Below are 18,959 nucleotides of genomic sequence, written 5' to 3'. Positions count from 1 at the left end.
TTGGCAGCGCGGCACGCCTTGGCTAAGGCATTGACGTGAAGTCGGCCAATCAACTGGGGCAGTCCGAAAAGACCCGCTATGCAGAGCGCGATGCCGAGTTGCGGCAGATGCGGATCATCGCCACTGCCCTGCTGTTTTTCATGCTGTTATTGTTCATCGGCGGCAGTTACCTGGAAACCCGTTATCAGGGTCATTGGGGTTTCCTGCGCGCCTTTGCCGAGGCGGGCATGGTCGGCGGGCTTGCCGACTGGTTTGCCGTCACGGCGCTGTTCCGGCATCCGCTCGGTATTCCCATCCCCCACACCGCGATCATCCCGAACAACAAGGAACGGCTTGGCCGCACCCTTGCCAGCTTCCTTCGCTCTAACTTTCTGACGACCAAAGTCGTCGCCCGCCGGGTGCAGCGTATGGATGTCGCGGGTGCGATGGGCAGATTCCTGAGCGCGCCATCGGGTGGCGAAGGCCGGATGCGGATGGGCGCATCGCGACTGATGGGCGATATCATCGCCGCGCTGGATGATGAACGGCTTGGCGGCGTCGCCAAGGGTGCCATCCGCAAACAGCTCGACAAGCTCGACATCGCCCCCCTGCTAGGCCAGTTGCTGACCGCGATGATCCGCGAGCGGCGGCATATTCCCGTTCTCGATAGCATCATAAAATGGGCGTCAAAGACGCTTGAGGCCAACGAACATCTCATCCGCGAAATGGTGGAGGAACGGGCGAATACCATCATGCGCTGGACCGGGCTTGATGACCGGCTGGCCAATGCCATCGTCAATGGCCTGAACAAGTTGCTGCACGATATGGCGCAAGACCCCGACCATCCCTTACGCGAAAAGGGCGAAGAGGGCTTGGCCAGCCTTGCCCACGACCTGCGCCATGACAAGGAGTTGCAGGCGAAGGTCAACCATTGGAAAGGGCAATTGCTCGAAAATCCGGCGATGAGCAAATGGATCAACAGCCTGTGGGATCAGGGGCGCAGCGGCTTGTTAAAGGCAGCGCGCAATCCGGATGCAGCCCTGGCAGGCAGCTTTGGCGATGCACTGATCAAATTGGGCGGTACCTTGCAAGAGGACGCCCGGCTGAAGCACCAGATCAACCGTTTCGCGCGCCGCGCCATTGTCGGCACCACCGAAAATTACGGCGACAATATCGTCGCCCTCGTATCCGACACCATCAAGGGCTGGGACGCATCCACCATCACCGACCGTGTCGAAAATGCGGTGGGCAGCGACCTCCAGTTCATCCGTATCAACGGAACCTTGGTGGGCGGCATGGCGGGTATTGTCATTCATGCCGTGGGGTTGTTGATTTAGGGCGCTTTGTTGACGGTCTAAACTGAGCCATCCCCTCACCGACCGTATTGAACTAAAACCTCTTTCACATTGCACGAACTTCCCCGTCACCCTGAGCCAAAATCTCCGTCACGCCGAGCCAAATTCCCCGTCACGCCGAGCCAAATTCCCCGTCACCCTGAACTTGTTTCAGGGTCTTAGTTTTCAACGTCGCAGTAGTAAGACCCTGAAACAAGTTCAGGATGACGGGGTTGGGATTTCGGGGTGACGAAGCTTGAGGAACGGAGCGAATTTACTGGTCCAAAGCCACGAAAACCCGCCTACAAAGCCGCAATCATCTTTTCTGTTGCATCTGCGGCGCGTTTTGCGGCGCGTTTCAGATTGCTTTGAAAATCGCCGCTGCTGGCACCGTCGGCATTGTCGCTGGTGGCTTTGATGGCTGCCCAGGGCAGATCCATGCGTGCGGCTGCTTGCGCGACGGCGGCGGTTTCCATGTCGATGATGTCGCCCCCCAAGGCATCGTGCAGCCGCCTGCCAAGATCGGGATTTTCGATAAACGCATCGCTTGTGATGATCCGCACTTTTGGCAGGCCGATGTCCGGCGTGACCTTGGCCCGGAACGCCTCGATATGTTCCTCACCAATCGGCCATGCGCCTGCGCTATAATGGGCGAAATGGTCGTGCCGCGACGCGCCATAATCGCCTTGCACTGCCTCGACAATCTGGAAACAGTCGGTGTCGATATCGGTCAATTTGCCTGCCGTCCCGACAACCAGCAGCATTTGCACATCATAATGATCGACCAGCATCATCGCCGCCATCGCCGCGTTGACCTTGCCTATACCGCTGCAGGTGATCGCGATGTCCTTGCCGGCAAAGCGCACTTGGCGCACGAGGAATCCGTGCAAAGGTTCGCCATGCGCGCCTTGCCCTGAAAACAACGCCGCTGCTTCGGCGTCCACGCCGGTAATGATGCCTATCCGCTCGATCATGCTGACTGCCTTTCTGCCACCTAAAGCAATGACTTAACGCAGTATTTATGCGATTATGATGACAACGGAAAATTTATCCGCCAGCCGCAATCATATCTTCGATCCGCACGAATTTTTCGCGCGGGGCACCGTCGCGGGCGCGGGCGGTTTCGGCTTCTTCGATCTTTTTCCAGTCGCTAAACTTCACGACCTGAACGCCGCGCTTTTCCAGCAGGGTATCCAGCCCCGGCCGACCGGCTTTGCCCGCACCATCGCCAATATCATCGGCCACGATGTCGATGATGGAATAGCCGTCGGGTCGGTTGGTGCCAATGGTTCCCGATGGTCCGCGCCTTGCCCATCCGACGCAATATAGGCCCGGTAGAATACGCCCTTCGACATTGGCAAACCGCCCGCGCCCATGTTCATATGGCACACCTTCAATCGACGGTGTCTGGTACCCGATGCAACTGATAACCATGGCGCAGTCGATGGTATAGATTTCACCGGTCCCGATACTGCGATACTGGTCATCCAGACGGGTGCGTTCGACAATGATCCGCTCGACAGCGCCATTGCCTTCAATGCGGACCGGGGCGGCGTAGAAATCAAAATTGATGTTGATATCCTTATCGGCGCGATAGGCCTCTGGAATGGCGGCGAATTCGCGCAAATGGGTGACAGATTTTCGCATACCCGGTTCCAGCAGGGCGTCATCGCCCAGATCGGGCAGATCGTCCGGCTCAACGCGGGGGGTGGCCCGTTGCAAATGCCCCAATTCGCCCAGTTCCTTGGGAGTCATCGCAATCTGGTGCGGGCCACGGCGACCCAATATGGTGATATCCTCCAATTTGCTATGATCGAGCATATCGAGCGCGTGGCTGACAATGTCGGACCCGCCAAATTCGGCCCGGGTTTTGGACAGGATGCGCGCCACATCAAGGGCGACGTTACCATTGCCAATGATGACCACATGCCGGCCACCCAGCGGCGGTTCGATATCGGCGAAATCAGGGTGGCCATTATACCAGCCGACAAAGGCCGCGCTGCCAAATACTCCGGGCAAATCGCCGCCCGCTATGTCCAGTTTGCGGTCATTGGGCGCGCCGGTGGCCAAAATAACCGCATCATAGATCGTCTGAAGTTCGTCGACGCTGACATCCTTGCCCACGGTGACATTACCGACAAAGCGGACATTATCGGACAGTGCGACCTTTTCATAACGGCCCGAAACCGCCTTGATGGACTGATGATCGGGTGCGACGCCAAATCGGATCAGGCCAAAGGGGACGGGCAGCCGGTCGATGATATCGATACGGACATCAGACCCGAATTTCTTTTGCGCCGCCTCTGCGGAATAATAGCCCGCCGGACCTGAACCGATAATCGCGATATGCCGCATGGGCTCTCTCCTTACCCTTGATTCGACACGCTAACGACGAACCAGCGAAAGGGAAGAGTGCATTATGCTGCTTGCTTCACTTCTTCCCTTTTATCCAGGAAATCGCGGATTGCAGCGATGCTTTGTTCGACATGGCTTAACAGGAAAAGATGCCCGCCATCTTCGACCACAAATAGTTCGCTATTGGGGATCAGGAAGTTCAGGAATTTTCCATTGGCCAGCGGTACAATCTGGTCATCGCCGCCCATCATGATGAGCGTTTCGGTTTTCAAGAAGGGCAGGAACGGCGCGCTGGTCCAGCCCATCATCGCCATTAACTGATAGAAATATCCGGTTTTCGACGGTGGTTTCAGACGGTTGATATGCTCTGCCTTGTTGCCCACCATGCCGCCATAGAGCGTCTTGAAATGCTTCGACATGAATTCAGGATCTATATAGCGGCGCGGGTCGGCCATCTTGACGAGTGCGGCGGGGTTGCCGGGCACCATCAACATGCCCGCACTGGTCGCAACAAGGATAAGCTTGTTGGTGCGCGCGCTGTTCTGGATGGCAAATTGCTGCGCCATCGCCCCGCCCCAGCTAACGCCCATGACATCAACCAGCGGCATTTCGAAACGGTCTAGCAACAACGCGGCGATACGCGACATCAGGATCGCATTATAAGGCACCACAGGATCAGGCGAACCGCCGATGCCGGGCATATCAAATGTTATAAAATCGCGATCAACCAGCAATTCGGCCATCGGCGCCATCGCCTCGATATTCGCGCCAATGCCGTTGAAGAACAATATGGGAAGCTTGGGGCTTGCCTTGCTGGAACGCCAGACAGCAACGCGCAACGTGCGGCCGTCAACGGTCTCCATACTGAAAGTCGGCGCACGGCCCTTGGTCATGTTCGTTCCCCTGCCCTTATATACGGGTCGCTTGGCTTTGGTTTAACCGAACGGTTAGATGGCGCAAGTCAATTTCGTATCTTGCGTTAGGTAGCACTGGGTGCTATCTAAACTTATGTTCGAGCCGACCCTTCCGCGCGCTTTCAAAACGGCATGGTTTACAAAAGCGGCGCGTAAGGCGAAGATTTCGGATGCGGTTTTATGTAAAGCCATAGTGCAAGTGATGGCGGGACAGGCTGATGATCTCGGCGGCGGCGTTTATAAAAAGCGGCTGTCGAACAACCAGTATCGCTAGATCATCTTGGCGCGTGGTGGTGATTTTTGGGTGTATCAATATCTTTTCGCGAAACAAGATCGCGCCAATATAGATGAAAGTGAATTGAACATTTTGCGAGCGGCTTCGAAGCAATATGCCAACTTGTCTGACGTCCAGATCAATCAACAAGTTGCAAATGGAAAACTGCTTGAACTTGATATTACCGATCCGGATACAAGGAAATGAAAATGGGCAACAGTAAATTCAAAAATGACCTCTACGAATCCGTCCATGAATCAATGGCAGGGCTTTACGAATCTGGCGCAATCGATGCGATCACCATGCGGGAATTTGACGAAGCCTGCCTCTCTGCTGTCCCTAAACTCGCCCCCAAGGATATCCGGCGGTTACGCAAGGCCAACAAAGTCAGCCAGCCGGTCTTTGCCCGCTATCTGGGCACCAGCGAGTCGACGGTCGAAAAGTGGGAAAGCGGCGCTAAGCGACCCAGCGGCATGGCCCTGAAGCTGCTGTCAATTGTCGAGAAACACGGATTGCAGATGTTGGCTTGAACACGGGTCTGGTGGGTGCGACACAAATGCCGCACCTTAATTTAATCCCATATTTTCCACATAGTGAATCAACGCTGACGTCATAGTGCGTGTAATGCTTAAGCCGCCTTCGCAGCTGGCGCGCCGCGTAACAGCCCCTCACTCCAATACATACAACCCCGGCGCAGCCTCCATTGCCGGATAAACCTTGCTCCCCACCGCCGCTGGCGCCGCAACTTCCTTGCCCGATCGCGCATGGAGCCATTCCATCCAGTATGGCCACCAGCTTCCGGCGACTTCTTCGGTCCCCTTCATCCATTCGTTCACATCGGCCGGGGTCTTGCCCTTGCTATGCTTCCAATATTTCGCCTTGGGGTTGCCCGGCGGGTTCAGGATGGCCTGCATATGACCGGCCTGGCTCAGAATGAACTCGACATTTTTCGCGCCGAACAACTGGGTCGAACGGTAACAGGCGCGCCATGGCGTAATATGGTCGGTTGTACCGCCCAATATGAACATGTCGCCGGTCACCTTGGTCAGGTCGAGCGTATGATCGGCAATTTCGAATGTTCCAGGCGCGGCATAGGCATTGGCTTCGAACAGTTCGAGGAAATCGCCCATCAACGCTGATGACAGGTTGGTCGCATCGGCATTCCAGAACAATATGTCGAACGCGGGTGGATCTTCGCCCAACAGATAATTGTTGATGACATAGTTCCAGATCAGGTCATTGGGCCGCAGCCACGCAAAGCCGCGCGCCAGGCTTGATCCTTCGATCACACCCTTTTTCTGCGCCCGCTGCCGCGCGAGCGCGATGCCGTTGTGCGAGACCATCGACGACGCTTCGGTATCGCCGGGCTTGGGTTCGAGCACACAGACCATCATTGTAATGGCATTGGCGCGGGTGTCACCCATTGATGCGAGCTTCGACAGCAGGACCGACATGGTTTGCCCGCCGGAACAGCCGCCAGAGACATTGACCTTGTCGCTGCCGGTGATGTCGCACACGACGTCCAACGCCTTGATGCAGCTTTCGATATATTCGGCCATCCCCCATACGCCCATGTCATCGGTCGGGTTGCGCCAAGAGATCATGAAGGGCTGGATACCGTGGTCGGTTTGCCACTTGATCACCGACTTTTCAGGGCTGAGGTCGTTGATATACATTTTGTTGATCTGCGGCGGGATGGTCAGTTGCGGAATCGCATAGACCTTGTCTGTGGTCGGCGCATATTGGACCAGTTCGAACCGTTCGTCGCGGTAGACCACGGAACCCTTGGCGGTCGCAACATTCTCGCCCAGTTTGAAGGGCTTTTTGTTGACCTGGCTCACCATCATGTCGTTGTGAACCATATCATTATAGGCGTTTTTCAAACCCTTCACGAGGCTGAGGCCGCCTGAATCCACCAGCCGCTTTTGCGCGGTCGGGTTGCCGATCAGGCTGTTGGTCGGCGACAGCGCGTCGATGATGATCTGCGAAATGAAGTTCGCCCGGTCACGCTCCAGCGCGTCCATCTCCAGATCCTCGATATAGCTTTTGACGCCTTTCTGCACCGCCAGATAATATTGCGCGCCCGCCTTGAAAAAGGGGTTGAACGCCCATGCCGGGTCCATGAAACGCTTATCCTTGGCGTCGGGTGCAAGGTCTGATTTGCCGGTCATTATCTTGACCACATCTTCGCTGAAATTGCCGACCGCCTTGAATGCCTTGTCAGGGTTGGTCGCGGTCTGACGCAGCATCAGGCCGATCGCACCCATAAAATCTTCCCGCGCCAGCCCGGCCAAAGGCCCGAGCGCCATGGTCGCATCATTGGCGGCATCAAAGGCCCCGGCCATGCCGCTAAAAGGTGCGCCTTTCTTTGGCTTTTTCGCGCCCGACTTTTTATCGGCGCCCTTGTCCGCTTTTGCAGCCATATTTCTCTCCTCTTCCCGGACGAGAGATTGCACGGACTTTGGCCGACGTCAATTGAGGTGAAAGCGTAAAATGATCACTGTTCCAGATCGGAAGGCTCCAGCATCTGCTTTGCCAGCAGAAGTGCGGACATTGCCCCCAGCAGTTGCGCGGCGATAAACGGCGCGACATCGGCAGGCGAAATGCCTGCGAAACTGTCGCTCAGGCTGCGTGCTATGGTAATTGCGGGGTTGGCAAAGCTGGTGGAGGAAGTGAACCAATAGGCCGCGACGATGTACAAAGCCACGCTGACGGGCACTGCCTGCGGACGAGTCCGCAGCGTACCCAATATCGTCAGGACCAGCCCGAAAGTCGCGATACATTCGCCGGTCCATTGGCCGAGCCCGGTGCGCGTCTTGTCCGATAGTTGCAAGATGGCTTCATCGAACATCAGGTGCGTCATCCACACACCCATTATGCCGCCTGCCACTTGCACCACCATATAGGCCAACGCCGCCTTGGCCGTCAGATCGTTGCGTTGCCACATGACCAAGGTCACCGCCGGATTGAAATGCGCGCCCGATATCGGCCCGAGCATCGTGATCAGCACATAGAGCATCGCGCCGGTCGCCACGCTGTTGCCCAGAAGCGCCACCGCCACATTGCCACCCGACAGCCGCTCCGCCATGATGCCTGAACCGACCACTGTGGCGAACAGGAAGAACGCCCCCAATGCCTCCGCCGCTAACGGTCGCCGCAGTGCCGCAGTCACTCGGTCACCTCCGCTGTCGCGCCATCTTCACGGCCGATCCGGGCAAGCTTCGCCTTAAGGGCAAGATTATCAATAGAGGCCAGCGGCAAAGCCAGAAACAATTCGATCCGAAGCCGCAAATATCGCAGCGCCTGCACAAAGGCTTCCCTTTGTCCTTCACCTTCGACCGCTGCGGGATCTTCAATCCCCCAATGCGCGGTCATCGGATGCCCCGGCCAGATGGGACAGGTCTCCCCTGCCGCATTGTCGCACACCGTGAAGATGAAATCGATGACTGGTGCGTCGGTGTCGGAAAACTCACCCCAGCTTTTCGACCGGAAACCTTCATGCGGAAAACCGAGGCTTTTCAATACATCCAGCGCCATCGGGTGCACCTGCCCCTTGGGAAAGCTGCCCGCGCTGAAGGCCCGGAAGCGGCCAGCCCCGTCATGGTTCAGCAAGGATTCCGCAAGGATCGAGCGCGCCGAATTGCCGGTGCACAGGAACAACACATTATAAACCCGGTCCGCCATAGCTTAACAACACCCCAGAGGTGCCGCCTCGACCTTGGGGGCGCAGCTTTGCCCGCCGCAGCAATTTTCGGTGAGATAGGCCATGAGCCCGCCCATCGCGGCATAGTCCGCGCTGTAGATGAGCGACCGGCTCTGCCGCCGTTGCCGGATGAGACCGGCATGGCTGAGTTGCGCGAGATGGAAGCTCATGGAGGAGGCGGGCACGCCGACCGCTTCGGCGATGGCACCTGCAGGGAGCCCCGCTTCGCCCGCCTGCACCAGCAAGCGAAACACCGCGAGGCGATGCTCCTGCGCGAGGGCGGCGAGAGCACGAATGGTGGTGTTGCTATCCATGAAGAATCTATATTTCCATATTTATCGAATCATCGAATAAATTGCCGTCCCCATCTTGTCAACACAGCCGGGCTGGATTTTGCCGGGCCATGCTGCCATCACCCCTGCCCATGTCGTTGATCGAACTTGCCGCCGTCCTGCTCGGCCTTGCCAACATCGTGCTGATCATCAGGCGGTCGGTATGGAATTTCCCGGTCGCCGTCGCCATGGTGAGCCTCTATTTCTTCATCTTCCGCGAGGCGCGGCTCTTTAGCGATGCGGGGCTTCAAGTCTTTTTCGTCATCGTCAATCTCTACGGCTGGTGGCACTGGCTCCGCAGCAAGGGCAAAGATGGTGCAGTCGAGGTGCGCCGCCTGCCCGCCACCGGCTATGCCTTGTGGATCGCCGGTTCCGTCGCCGCCATCTGGGCGTGGGGCAGCTTCATGGGCAGCTATACGCAGACCAGCTATCCCTATTGGGATGCCTCGATCGCGATGCTCTCGGTTGCAGGCCAGATTTTGATGGCGCGCCGCTTTGTCGAAAATTGGCACTGGTGGATTGTCGTCAATTTGATCTCCATCCCGCTTTATATCGCCAAGAACCTGCATCTGACCGCCGGGCTTTATGGCGTGTTTCTGGTGTTGGCCATTGGCGGGCTGGTCGCGTGGCGCAAGGCGGAGGTCGCGGACTGATGACGACGCTGCGTATCTGTCTCCACGGACCTGAAAGCACCGGAAAGTCCACGCTCGGCACGCGGCTGGCGGCACATCTGGGGTGCGAGGTCGTGCCCGAATATGGCCGCGCCTATTGCGAGGCGCATGGCACCGACATCGGCATGGCCGAACTGGTCCATATCGCGCAGCAGCAGGATGTCATGAACCGCGCCGCCGCCTCACGGGCAGCAGAGCTGGACATCGGACAGGTGCTGTTCGACACCGATCCGTTGATTACCGCCGTATGGGCCGAGATGATGTTCGGGCAGCGCGACCCGTGGTTTGACAGCTTTTCAAGCTATGCGGATCTCTATCTGTTGCTTGATATCGACCTGCCCTTTGTCGACGACGGCCTGCGCGTCTACGCCAGCCCCGATCAGCGCCAGCGCTTTTTCGACCTGTGCAAGGCGGAACTCGACCGGCGCGGCGTGCGCTATGCCCTGATCCGCGGCGAAGGAAATGCGCGTTTTTATGCGGCGTTAAAAGCACTGTCGTTATAACAGCGTGGCGATACCCCGAATCCGCTAACTTCCATAAGCCTGATGCAAGGCCGCAAGCGACTCGCGGTGCGTCAGGTCGAGTTGCAATGGCGTAACCGCGATATAGCCGTCCTCGACCACTTCGAGGTCGGTGTCATGTCCTGATGTGTGCACCATGCCGTGCAAGCCAAACCAGTAATAATCATAACCACGCGGGTCGGTGCCCTTGACGATCGAGCCGCGGCTATAATCATGGAAACCCTGCCGTGCGACCTTGATGCCTCTGACATCCTGCGGCAACAGCGCGGGGAAGTTGATGTTGATCAGCGTGCGCGGTGTGACCGGCATATCGAGTAATGGCCGAAGAACCCGTTCACCCCATATCTCTGCCGCGGAAAAAGGCACGCTGTCGGCCATGCCTTCCTTGCTGTAGACCTGGCTCATTGCAATTGACCGCACGCCGGCAAGCGCGCCTTCCATGGCGGCGGACACGGTGCCTGAATAGGTAATGTCATCGCCCAGATTCGCGCCGCGATTGACGCCAGACAGGATCAGGTCCGGCTTCGCGTCTTTCATGATGACGCCCAGACCGAGCATCACCGAATCCGTCGGTGTTCCCGAAACCGAATAATGCTTGTCCCCATGTTGCCGGATGCGAACCGGACGGGTCAGCGTCAGCGAGTGGCCCGCACCCGAATTTTCCTCGGCCGGGGCGACAATCCAGACATCGTCACTGATGCTGCGGGCTATCTGTTCGAGCACCCTTAGCCCCGGCGCATTCACGCCGTCGTCATTTGTCAGCAAAATACGCATCAGGCCATCGGCTCCAATCGGGAAATTCCGCCCATATAGGGCAGCAAAGCCGAAGGAATTAAGACACTCCCATCGGCTTGTTGATAATTTTCGAGAACCGCCACCAGCGTGCGACCAACCGCAAGCCCCGAGCCATTCAACGTGTGGACGAACAAGTTGCCCTTGCCTTCGGCAGGACGATAGCGGGTGTTCATCCGCCGCGCTTGAAAATCGCCACAATTGGAACAACTGCTAATCTCGCGATAGAGCCCCTGCCCCGGCAACCAGACCTCGAGATCATAGGTCTTGCGGGCGCCAAAACCCATATCACCGGTGCACAGCAATATTTTGCGGTAGGGAAGCGCCAATGCCTGCAAGATTGATTCTGCAGCGGCGGTCATGCGCTCATGCTCTGCCTCACTGTCTTGCGGGCGAACAACCGAAACCAGTTCAACCTTTTCGAACTGATGCTGACGGATGAGGCCCTTGGTATCCTTGCCTGCTGCACCGGCCTCTGACCGGAAACATAATGTATGCGCCGTCAAGCGGATGGGCAGTGCGTTTTCGTCCAAAATCCCGCCTGCCACGCTGCTGGTCAGCGAGACTTCGGCTGTCGGAATCAGCCAGCGTCCGTCCGTTGTGCGGAACGAATCATCGGCAAATTTGGGCAGCTTGTCCGTGCCGTACATGGCAGCATCATTGACGAGAACCGGTGTATTGCATTCGCTATAACCGTTCACCTGCGTGTGGTGATCGAGCATGAATTGTCCGATTGCCCGGTTCAATCGCGCCATCTGCCCCCGCATGAACGTAAATCTGGTGCCTGAAATTGCGACGCCGGTCTCAAAATCAAGGCCAAGGGGTGGGCCAAGATCGGCGTGATCCTTGGGCTCAAAGTCGAATTTGGGCACAGCGCCCCAACGCGAAACTTCAATATTGTCGTTTTCGTCGGCACCGTCCGGCGTATCGTCAGCCGGCAAATTTGGCAGAGCGGCGAGCAGCCCGTCCAGTTCGGACGCCAGGGCGCGTTCCTGCTCTTCCATCTGGGGCATGCTGTCTTTCAGCGAAGCGACTTCGGCCTTCAGCGCCTCAGCCGTGGCGGTATCGCCCTTACCCATGGCCGCACCAATGGCTTTTGATGCTTCATTCCGGCGGGCCTGCCCGGCCTGCATTTCGGTCTGTACCGCCCGCCGTTTTTCATCAAGCGCCAGCAAGGACGCCGACACAGCAGCCGCCCCGCGCCGTTTCAGCGCCGCGTCAAAAGCCTCGGGATTTTCGCGTATATATTTCAAGTCGTGCATGGCGGCAGGCTATGCCGACGCGCCGGAGGTTTCGCAACGAAAAAGGGTGTGGGGTGCGGCCTCTATGGCGAAGCTTGCATCACGTCCCCAAAAGAACAAATACCAGCCCCATCGCCGCGTAGAACACCACCCAATAGCCCGCATCAATCGCGAACAGCTTGCCTGATTTGCGCGCGAACAGATAGTTGGTGCCGATGGCCGGGACGATATAGCCGAGCGCTATTCCGGCCGAAATCATCAGCGTTGCCCGCATATTGGTGTCGAAAAACGCCAGCAAATGCCCCAAAAACACCGCCGACAGCACTGAAAAGGCAAAGGTCAGCCCGTAAATCTTCAGCATATTGGCCTTTTTCAGCTCTTCTTCGGTAAAGCCATTTTCGGCCATCCAGATTTTGCCAAACAAGGGCCCGTACCAAAGCCCGCCAACCAGAAATCCGGCTGCGGCGGCGACCAGAATCGCCAGTAAATTTGCATTCGCCATGATTGATCCTCCCTCAAAATCAACAGCGCGCGAACATGCGCCTGTTTGTGCGCCGTGACAAGCGTGCATAAACCCGCTATGCGCGCCGCCATCATGGCAACTCAAATCAAAGCAGCGCCCAAGGTGGGCATGGTCTCCCTCGGCTGTCCCAAGGCACTGGTCGACAGCGAACGCATCCTGACGAAGCTGCGTGCCGACGGCTATGGTCTGTCGCCCGATTATGCGGGTGCAGATGTTGTGCTGGTGAACACTTGCGGCTTTCTCGATTCTGCCAAGGAGGAAAGTCTGGAAGCCATTGGTGAGGCGATTGCCGAAAATGGCCGTGTGATCGTCACCGGATGCATGGGCAATGAAGCCGACGTCATTCGCGCCCGTTTTCCCGGTGTTTTGGCCATAACCGGCGCGCATCAATATGAAGATGTGGTGTCGGCCGTTCACGCTGCCGCGCCTCCTGCGCGCGGGGCCTTTGTCGATCTGGTGCCTGAAGGTGGCCTGAAACTGACACCCCGCCATTATAGCTATTTGAAGATTTCCGAAGGGTGCAACCACAGTTGCGCCTTTTGCATCATCCCGTCGCTGCGCGGCAAACTCGCCAGCCGCCGGATTGATGCCGTACTGCGGGAGGCGGAAAAGCTGGTGTCCGCCGGGACCAAGGAATTGCTGGTCATAAGCCAGGATACATCAGCCTATGGCGTCGATACGCGCCACGAAAGCCGCGAATGGAAAGGCCGCGATGTGCGCGCGCACATGACCGATCTGGCCCGGGAGCTGGGCGGGTTGCGGACAAGCGAAGGAGTCGCCCCGTGGGTGCGGCTGCATTATGTTTATCCCTATCCGCATGTCGATGATGTAATCCCGTTGATGGCGGAAGGTTTGCTGACACCTTATCTCGACATTCCGTTCCAGCATGCCGCGCCCAATGTGCTGAAGGCGATGAAGCGGCCCGCAAACGAAGCCAAGGTGCTCGAACGCATCCGTAACTGGCGCAGCATCGCACCCGACATCGCCATCCGATCCAGCTTCGTCATCGGCTTCCCCGGCGAAACCGAGGCGGATTTTGAATATTTGCTCGAATGGCTGGACGAAGCGCAGTTGGACCGCGTCGGTGCGTTCCGTTTTGAACCGGTCGAAGGCGCGCAGGCCAATGCGCTGCCCAATCCGGTGCCTGAAGAGGTGAAGGAAGAGCGTTTCCAGCGAATCATGGCCAAAACCGCCGCCATCAGCGCGGCGAAACTGGCCGCAAAAGTGGGACGGGATTTGCCGGTCATCATCGACGAAATTGGCGAGCCCGACGAAGACGGCAGCATCGGCGCAACCGGCCGCAGTCAGGCAGACGCGCCCGAAATCGACGGCCATGTCTATCTGCGCGATGTCGCAGCGACGGTTAAGGAAGGCGATATCGTTTCGGTCGCGATCGAGGATGCCGATGAGCATGACTTGTTTGGAGTGGTTGCAAAGTAAGAGCGCCGAAAGCAGCGATGGCGCGCTTGCCGCCTTCTATTTCCTGTCGTCCTGCATTTGGTTGACCACCAGTGACTGCGTTCGGTACACCACCTTCGGCTAATCTTATCGATCCGGCTTTACATCAGCACAGTTTTACAATGGCGGCACCGCGAATAAATGGGCAGCCGGGCCAATGGCATCGAACAAAACGGCTTCGGTGCCAGTCATCCACACTTGCGCGCCGGTTGCTGTCAATCGTTCGAATAATGCCGCCCTTCGTAGCGGGTCGAGATGGGCAGCGACTTCGTCCAGCAGCAAAATGGGTGGCGCGCCGCGTTGGTCGGTGACCAAAGCGGCATGGGCCAATATCAGTGATAACAGCAATGCCTTTTGTTCGCCGGTCGAACACCGGTCAGCCGATTGCCCATTTGCTAAGTTATATACTTCCAGATCAGCGCGATGCGGGCCAACCAATGTCCGCCCTGCTCCTGCATCCTTGCGCCGCGATGCCCGCCAGATTTCCTTCAAATCAGGGGCCTTTGTCGGCCCTACCATTGCCAACCTGATGGCTGGAACGGGAAATGGCTGTTTGGGAAGAACAGCCAATCGCGAATCCAGCGCCGCCAACATCCGGGCGCGGGCGTCTATAATGAAAGCTCCACTTTCCGCCATTTGCGCCTCAGTCGCGTCCAGCCAAATCGCGTCGGGCGCGCTGTTCGTTGCCAATATCCGGTTGCGTTGCTGTACCGCCTTTTCATAGCGGCTCGCATGGCGAGCGTGACCGGGTTCCAGCGCCAGCACCAACCGATCAAGAAACCGGCGTCGGGAACCCGCACCATCGACGAAAAGGCGATCCATAGAAGGCGTGAGCCAGATTGCGGAAAGCCATTCGGCAAGCGCGTTGATGGACGCATTCGCACCGTTGATGCGAACCTTGCGCCGTTCGGGCGCTGCGGCCTCTATTCCTGTGCCGATAATTATGCCGTCAAGTTCGGCAGAAATGGTAAAGCCATCCGCATGGGTGCTATTTGCCATTTCAGATAATGCCGCGCGGCGCAATCCGCGACCGGGAACAAGCAGCGAGACAGCTTCCAATATATTGGTCTTCCCCGCACCATTTGGGCCATGCAGAGCGATGAACTGCGCCTGAGGCTGCACCGTCAATCGGGCATGGTTGCGAAAATTGGTCAAGGTAAGCAGCGACAGGGTCATTGGTGGCTTCTGCTATATCATGATCGCCAATGGTCCAATGGATTTTTCATCAATATCCTATCCTAAATATTAGCATATTTTGCCAATATATGAAATGTTACAACGATGACGATTGGTTCATAATCCATCTATAATATTGATATTATTATATATTCAAAAACTGGCACACCCCGTGCAATATGGTCTGCATCGCCGGAATGGTCCGGCATTTTGAAAGGAAAATTAACATGACACAATCTTCACGCACCCAGATCGCTTCGGTTTTTGCAGCTGTATTTTGCGCCTTCATCACCATCGGCATGAGCGTTGCCCCTGCAATTGTTCCTGTTTCCGGCATTGTTGCCTGAACCCCATCACCACATAGACCATCTTGAAGTTTAGGGAGTTTTGAAAATGGCACGTTTGGCACTTGATAAGCCCAACAAGAAAATCCTCGGCGTATGTGCCGGGTTGGCCAACTGGTCCGGAATTGATCCGATGATTGTTCGCCTGATCTTTGCCGTCGCCACCTTGATTGGCTTTGGTTCACCGATCCTGATTTACATATTATTGGCAATGATTTTGGACTAAGGTCACTGTCTTAATAAATTTCCTTGCCTGTTGCCGTATAAAAAGAAAATATAACAAGGTCCTTCAGGAGTCGCCAATTGGCCGAGCATCGGCATCTTTTCAACTCGCGCCAATATCCGCGCGGTGAAGTCACCATTCCCGGAGAAATCCGGGAACGCGGAGGTGGCAAACAGAAAGTTGCGGTGATCGACCTGTCACAATCGGGTTTCAAAATGCACTGCATGTTCCTGATCCCACAGGATCGCACGGTTTTTCTGACCATGCAGGGGTTGGAACCGCTGGAAGCTAGGATCGCCTGGCACTCAGAGGATTTTTACGGATGTGAATTCAAGCGCCCCTTATACCAAGCCGTATTCGAACATGTGATAAGAACCTATCCGATGCTAAGAAAAGCATAAGCACGGGAAATACTGACGGACTTGGCCTATTTTAGGGTCAGGACCCAGTTACGCCACCTTCCGCACAAAGACACATCCTGCTGAATAGCCAGCGCCAAATGAACAGATCAGGCCGATGTCACCGGGCATCAAATCCTCATTATGCTTGTGAAAGGCGATAATTGACCCCGCGCTCGATGTATTGGCAAAGGTGTCGAGCACCGTGGGACTTTCATCCTCGCTCGCCTCATGCCCCAGCACCTTGTGCGCGATCAGCCGGTTCATACCGGCATTGGCCTGATGCAACCACAAGCGGCGCAAATCCGATCCGGACAGGCCAAGACTGTCGGCATGTTCCATGATCATCTGACCGACCATCGGCACGACCTCTTTGAAAACCTTGCGCCCTTCCTGCACGAACAGCTTGTCATTGCGTGGCCCGCTCTGGTCCACAGGGCCATCGCCATGGGCGCGGTTCAGGAAGCCGAAATTGTTGCGGATATTATTGGAAAACTGGGTTTTCAGCCGCGTGCCAAGGATTTCCCAATGGCCGGCTGGCGCAATATCCTTGGCCTCGACCAAAATGGCGGTGGCGACATCGCCAAAGATAAAATGGCTATCCCGGTCGCGCCAGTTCAAATGGCCGGAGGTGATTTCCGGATTGACCACCAATACCGACTTTGCATTCCCGCTGCGGATATAATCCGCCGCTGTCTGGATGCCAAAGGTAGCGGACGAGCAGGCGACATTCATGTCAAACCCGAAACCGCGTTGCATCCCCAGTTCATGCTGGATTTCAACCGCCATCGCCGGATAGCCGCGCTGCATATTGGATGCGGCGCACAGGACCGCGTCGACATCGGCGATATCCCGACCGGCTTTGGCCAGAGCATCGCGACATGCGGCCACACCGATTTCCGCCATGAGCGAAATTTCGTCATTGGGCCGTTCGCGGTACCGCGGCTCCATGATGTCGGGGTCGAGAATGGCGCTTTTGTCGATGACGTGCCGTGATTTGATGCCGCTCGCCTTTTCGACAAATTCGACCGAGCTGTGGGTCAGTGGTTCAGCGTCAGGGTTGGCGGCATTATAGCGGTCCGCATAGGCATTAAAACTTTCAACCAGCTCTTCATTGCTGATCGTGTCCGCCGGTGTGTAAAGGCCGGTTGAGGATATGACCGGTATTGCAGTTTGTGCGCTTTGCGACATTAATTTTCCCGCGTTGATCGATTGAATGCGTCCGGATGCCTAGCGCCTGCGTATCTTTGAAACAAGCCGTTTGCACGTGGCGGCAAGATTGTTAAACAGGTTGCGGGGAGGATCATGATGGCATTTGAGGTACGCAAGCCAAGCTGGTTTTCTCGACTTTTCCGGCGGGCACTGGTCGGAATCTACCGGCAACAGGGGTGGCGCGCACATGGCGTAGTGCCCGAACCCCGCAAATTTGTCCTGATCGCTGCACCGCATACGTCCAACTGGGATTTTGTCTATTTTCTTGGCCTGACCGAAGAACTTGGCATCATGCCCCACTTCATGGGCAAAAAATCGCTGTTCCGATGGCCGTGGAAAAACTTCATGCTCGACATGGGCGGCGTGCCGGTCGACCGGTCGTCGAGCAAAAATTATGTCCAGCAAATGGTGGATGAATTTGAACGGCGGGAGGAATTCATGCTGACCATCGCCCCCGAAGGCACAAGGGGTAATGTCAAAGCATGGAAAACGGGCTTTTACCATATTGCAATGGGTGCAGGCGTGCCGTTGGTCGTCGGCATGATGGACTATTCGTCAAAGTCCGGCGGTCTTGGCCCGGCGATCTGGCCCACGGGTGATTATAGAGCGGATATGGCAAAGGTCGCCGAAATTTATGCAACAGTTACGCCCCGGCACCCCGCGAAGGGAATGACGGCGATATTCGCAAAAGAGGAAGAGTGATGGAAATTATATCGATACTTATCCTGAACGCAGCGGCGTTGCTGGCCGCGATCCTGCTGCTCTGGGCCTATTCGGTGCGGATCCGCGACGTGTCCTTTATCGACGCTTTCTGGGCATTTGGCATGGTCGTGCTGGCGTGGGCAACATGGGCGCAGTCGGCCAATCCCGGCGCGCGCTCGCACCTTATTCTGGGGCTGACGACGCTATGGGGGATGCGGCTGACGATCCATCTGTGGTTGCGCTGGCGCGCGCATGGCGAAGACCCGCGCTACACCAAGATCATGGCCAGCCGGATGGAGAAAAAGGGCTGGAGCTGGGCGAAGACGTCGCTGATCGCGGTGTTTCTGACACAAGCGCCGCTGCTGTTCATTACCTGCCTTCCGGCGCAGCTCGGCATCTGGGCGAGCGAAGGTGGCCGCACCGTTATCGGCCCGCTGGGCGCCGTTGGCGCGGCTATCGCGCTGATCGGCATCGCCTTTGAAACCATCGGCGACGCGCAGCTCAACGCCTTTCGCAAGGACCCTGCGAACAAGGGCAAGGTGCTCGACACGGGCCTGTGGCGCTATACCCGCCACCCCAATTATTTCGGCGATGCCTGCACCTGGTGGGGCATATGGCTTATTGCCGCCGAAACCGGACTGCCCGGTTGGATCAGCATCATCGGCCCCTTATTCCTGACCTTCACCCTCACCAAATGGTCTGGCAAGCCGTTGCTGGAATATGGCATGAAGAAAACACGGCCGGGCTATGCGGAATATGTGGCCCGCACATCCGGCTTCTTCCCGCTGCCCCCGAAAAAGGGGTAGC

The 18,959-nt window shown here is 57.0% G+C and carries 21 protein-coding genes and 1 pseudogene; 10 read left to right on the top strand and 12 right to left on the bottom strand.

Annotated features, from left to right (window positions below; genetic code table 11):
• The first annotated feature begins 107 nt into the window (after positions 1-107).
• Positions 108-1,316: a DUF445 domain-containing protein gene (locus EUU23_RS02135; RefSeq protein WP_160353495.1), complete on the top strand. Its 1,209-nt coding sequence runs from the start codon at positions 108-110 to the stop codon at positions 1,314-1,316.
• 299 nt (positions 1,317-1,615) lie between these two features.
• On the opposite strand, the gene EUU23_RS02130 is transcribed toward EUU23_RS02135, so the two are convergent.
• The 3 genes from EUU23_RS02130 to EUU23_RS02120 form a co-directional block, all read right to left on the bottom strand.
• On the bottom strand, positions 1,616-2,287 hold the full coding sequence (locus tag EUU23_RS02130; protein WP_160352474.1) for a 5'-methylthioadenosine/S-adenosylhomocysteine nucleosidase family protein: 672 nt from the start codon (positions 2,285-2,287) through the stop codon (positions 1,616-1,618).
• A 73-nt stretch (positions 2,288-2,360) separates the two neighbouring features.
• Complete coding sequence (locus EUU23_RS02125; RefSeq protein ID WP_160352473.1) at positions 2,361-3,668, bottom strand: FAD-dependent oxidoreductase; 1,308 nt, start codon at positions 3,666-3,668, stop codon at positions 2,361-2,363.
• 62 nt (positions 3,669-3,730) lie between these two features.
• Positions 3,731-4,561 carry an alpha/beta fold hydrolase gene (locus tag EUU23_RS02120; RefSeq protein ID WP_246156025.1) on the bottom strand — a complete coding sequence of 277 codons (831 nt, stop codon included), beginning with the start codon at positions 4,559-4,561 and terminating at the stop codon, positions 3,731-3,733.
• A gap of 115 nt (positions 4,562-4,676) precedes the next feature.
• Between EUU23_RS02120 and EUU23_RS14095 the strand changes: the two are divergent.
• Both EUU23_RS14095 and EUU23_RS02110 read left to right on the top strand, forming a co-directional pair.
• Positions 4,677-5,063, top strand: a pseudogene (locus EUU23_RS14095) (type II toxin-antitoxin system RelE/ParE family toxin).
• Between the two features lie 2 nt (positions 5,064-5,065).
• Positions 5,066-5,386 (top strand): helix-turn-helix domain-containing protein, encoded by a 321-nt coding sequence (locus EUU23_RS02110; protein WP_218939480.1) that lies wholly within the window; start codon positions 5,066-5,068, stop codon positions 5,384-5,386.
• Positions 5,387-5,524: 138 nt separating this feature from the next.
• Here the strand turns inward: EUU23_RS02110 and EUU23_RS02105 are convergent, their stop codons facing one another.
• From EUU23_RS02105 to EUU23_RS02090, 4 genes are all read right to left on the bottom strand, one after another.
• Positions 5,525-7,279, bottom strand: a complete 1,755-nt coding sequence (locus EUU23_RS02105; protein WP_246156023.1) for a PHA/PHB synthase family protein — start codon at positions 7,277-7,279, stop codon at positions 5,525-5,527.
• Between the two features lie 74 nt (positions 7,280-7,353).
• The gene (locus EUU23_RS02100) at positions 7,354-8,028 is read right to left on the bottom strand and encodes an aquaporin (RefSeq protein WP_343032670.1); all 675 of its coding nucleotides are present in this window, start codon (positions 8,026-8,028) and stop codon (positions 7,354-7,356) included.
• Positions 8,025-8,540, bottom strand: coding sequence for an arsenate reductase ArsC (locus EUU23_RS02095; RefSeq protein ID WP_160352471.1), 516 nt, complete (start codon positions 8,538-8,540; stop codon positions 8,025-8,027). The genes EUU23_RS02100 and EUU23_RS02095 overlap by 4 nt, the downstream gene beginning before the upstream one ends.
• A 3-nt stretch (positions 8,541-8,543) precedes the next feature.
• Positions 8,544-8,873 (bottom strand): ArsR/SmtB family transcription factor, encoded by a 330-nt coding sequence (locus EUU23_RS02090; RefSeq protein ID WP_160352470.1) that lies wholly within the window; start codon positions 8,871-8,873, stop codon positions 8,544-8,546.
• Between the two features lie 89 nt (positions 8,874-8,962).
• Between EUU23_RS02090 and pnuC the strand changes: the two genes are divergently transcribed.
• Complete coding sequence (gene pnuC / locus EUU23_RS02085; RefSeq protein ID WP_246156021.1) at positions 8,963-9,544, top strand: nicotinamide riboside transporter PnuC; 582 nt, start codon at positions 8,963-8,965, stop codon at positions 9,542-9,544.
• Entirely contained in the window at positions 9,544-10,065 is a 522-nt protein-coding gene (locus EUU23_RS02080; protein WP_160352469.1) for an AAA family ATPase, read from the top strand. The genes pnuC and EUU23_RS02080 overlap by 1 nt, the downstream gene beginning before the upstream one ends.
• A gap of 24 nt (positions 10,066-10,089) precedes the next feature.
• Here the strand turns inward: EUU23_RS02080 and surE are convergent, their stop codons facing one another.
• The 3 genes from surE to EUU23_RS02065 form a co-directional block, all read right to left on the bottom strand.
• The gene (gene surE / locus EUU23_RS02075; protein WP_160352468.1) at positions 10,090-10,857 is read right to left on the bottom strand and encodes a 5'/3'-nucleotidase SurE; all 768 of its coding nucleotides are present in this window, start codon (positions 10,855-10,857) and stop codon (positions 10,090-10,092) included.
• Entirely contained in the window at positions 10,857-12,137 is a 1,281-nt protein-coding gene (gene serS / locus EUU23_RS02070; protein WP_160352467.1) for a serine--tRNA ligase, read from the bottom strand. The genes surE and serS overlap by 1 nt, the downstream gene beginning before the upstream one ends.
• Before the next feature lie 79 nt (positions 12,138-12,216).
• Entirely contained in the window at positions 12,217-12,618 is a 402-nt protein-coding gene (locus tag EUU23_RS02065) for a DUF1761 domain-containing protein (RefSeq protein ID WP_160352466.1), read from the bottom strand.
• Between the two features lie 78 nt (positions 12,619-12,696).
• Between EUU23_RS02065 and rimO the strand changes: the two genes are divergently transcribed.
• The gene (gene rimO / locus EUU23_RS02060; protein ID WP_160353490.1) at positions 12,697-14,079 is read left to right on the top strand and encodes a 30S ribosomal protein S12 methylthiotransferase RimO; all 1,383 of its coding nucleotides are present in this window, start codon (positions 12,697-12,699) and stop codon (positions 14,077-14,079) included.
• A gap of 135 nt (positions 14,080-14,214) precedes the next feature.
• Here rimO and recF read toward each other — a convergent pair whose 3' ends face one another.
• The gene (gene recF, locus EUU23_RS02055) at positions 14,215-15,273 is read right to left on the bottom strand and encodes a DNA replication/repair protein RecF (RefSeq protein WP_160352465.1); all 1,059 of its coding nucleotides are present in this window, start codon (positions 15,271-15,273) and stop codon (positions 14,215-14,217) included.
• A gap of 393 nt (positions 15,274-15,666) precedes the next feature.
• On the opposite strand from recF, the gene EUU23_RS02050 reads away from it, so the two are divergent.
• Together EUU23_RS02050 and EUU23_RS02045 are read left to right on the top strand one after the other, a co-directional pair.
• A complete protein-coding gene (locus EUU23_RS02050) occupies positions 15,667-15,843 on the top strand; it encodes a PspC domain-containing protein (RefSeq protein WP_160352464.1) in 177 nt (58 codons plus the stop codon).
• 77 nt (positions 15,844-15,920) lie between these two features.
• Positions 15,921-16,241 carry a PilZ domain-containing protein gene (locus EUU23_RS02045; protein ID WP_160352463.1) on the top strand — a complete coding sequence of 107 codons (321 nt, stop codon included), beginning with the start codon at positions 15,921-15,923 and terminating at the stop codon, positions 16,239-16,241.
• Between the two features lie 48 nt (positions 16,242-16,289).
• Here the strand turns inward: EUU23_RS02045 and EUU23_RS02040 are convergent, their stop codons facing one another.
• A complete protein-coding gene (locus EUU23_RS02040; RefSeq protein ID WP_160352462.1) occupies positions 16,290-17,429 on the bottom strand; it encodes a beta-ketoacyl-ACP synthase III in 1,140 nt (379 codons plus the stop codon).
• A 114-nt stretch (positions 17,430-17,543) separates the two neighbouring features.
• Here EUU23_RS02040 and EUU23_RS02035 point away from each other — a divergent pair, with 114 nt between their 5' ends.
• Together EUU23_RS02035 and EUU23_RS02030 are read left to right on the top strand one after the other, a co-directional pair.
• On the top strand, positions 17,544-18,152 hold the full coding sequence (locus EUU23_RS02035; RefSeq protein ID WP_218939479.1) for a lysophospholipid acyltransferase family protein: 609 nt from the start codon (positions 17,544-17,546) through the stop codon (positions 18,150-18,152).
• Positions 18,152-18,958 (top strand): DUF1295 domain-containing protein, encoded by an 807-nt coding sequence (locus EUU23_RS02030; RefSeq protein WP_218939478.1) that lies wholly within the window; start codon positions 18,152-18,154, stop codon positions 18,956-18,958. The genes EUU23_RS02035 and EUU23_RS02030 overlap by 1 nt, the downstream gene beginning before the upstream one ends.
• The last annotated feature ends 1 nt before the right edge of the window (position 18,959 follow it).

This window comes from Sphingorhabdus profundilacus, from assembly GCF_009769755.1.
Taxonomy (GTDB): Bacteria; Pseudomonadota; Alphaproteobacteria; order Sphingomonadales; family Sphingomonadaceae; genus Sphingorhabdus_B; species Sphingorhabdus_B profundilacus.
The sequence above is the reverse complement of the archived record's forward strand: the minus strand, read 5'-3'. Positions and strand labels throughout refer to the sequence as shown.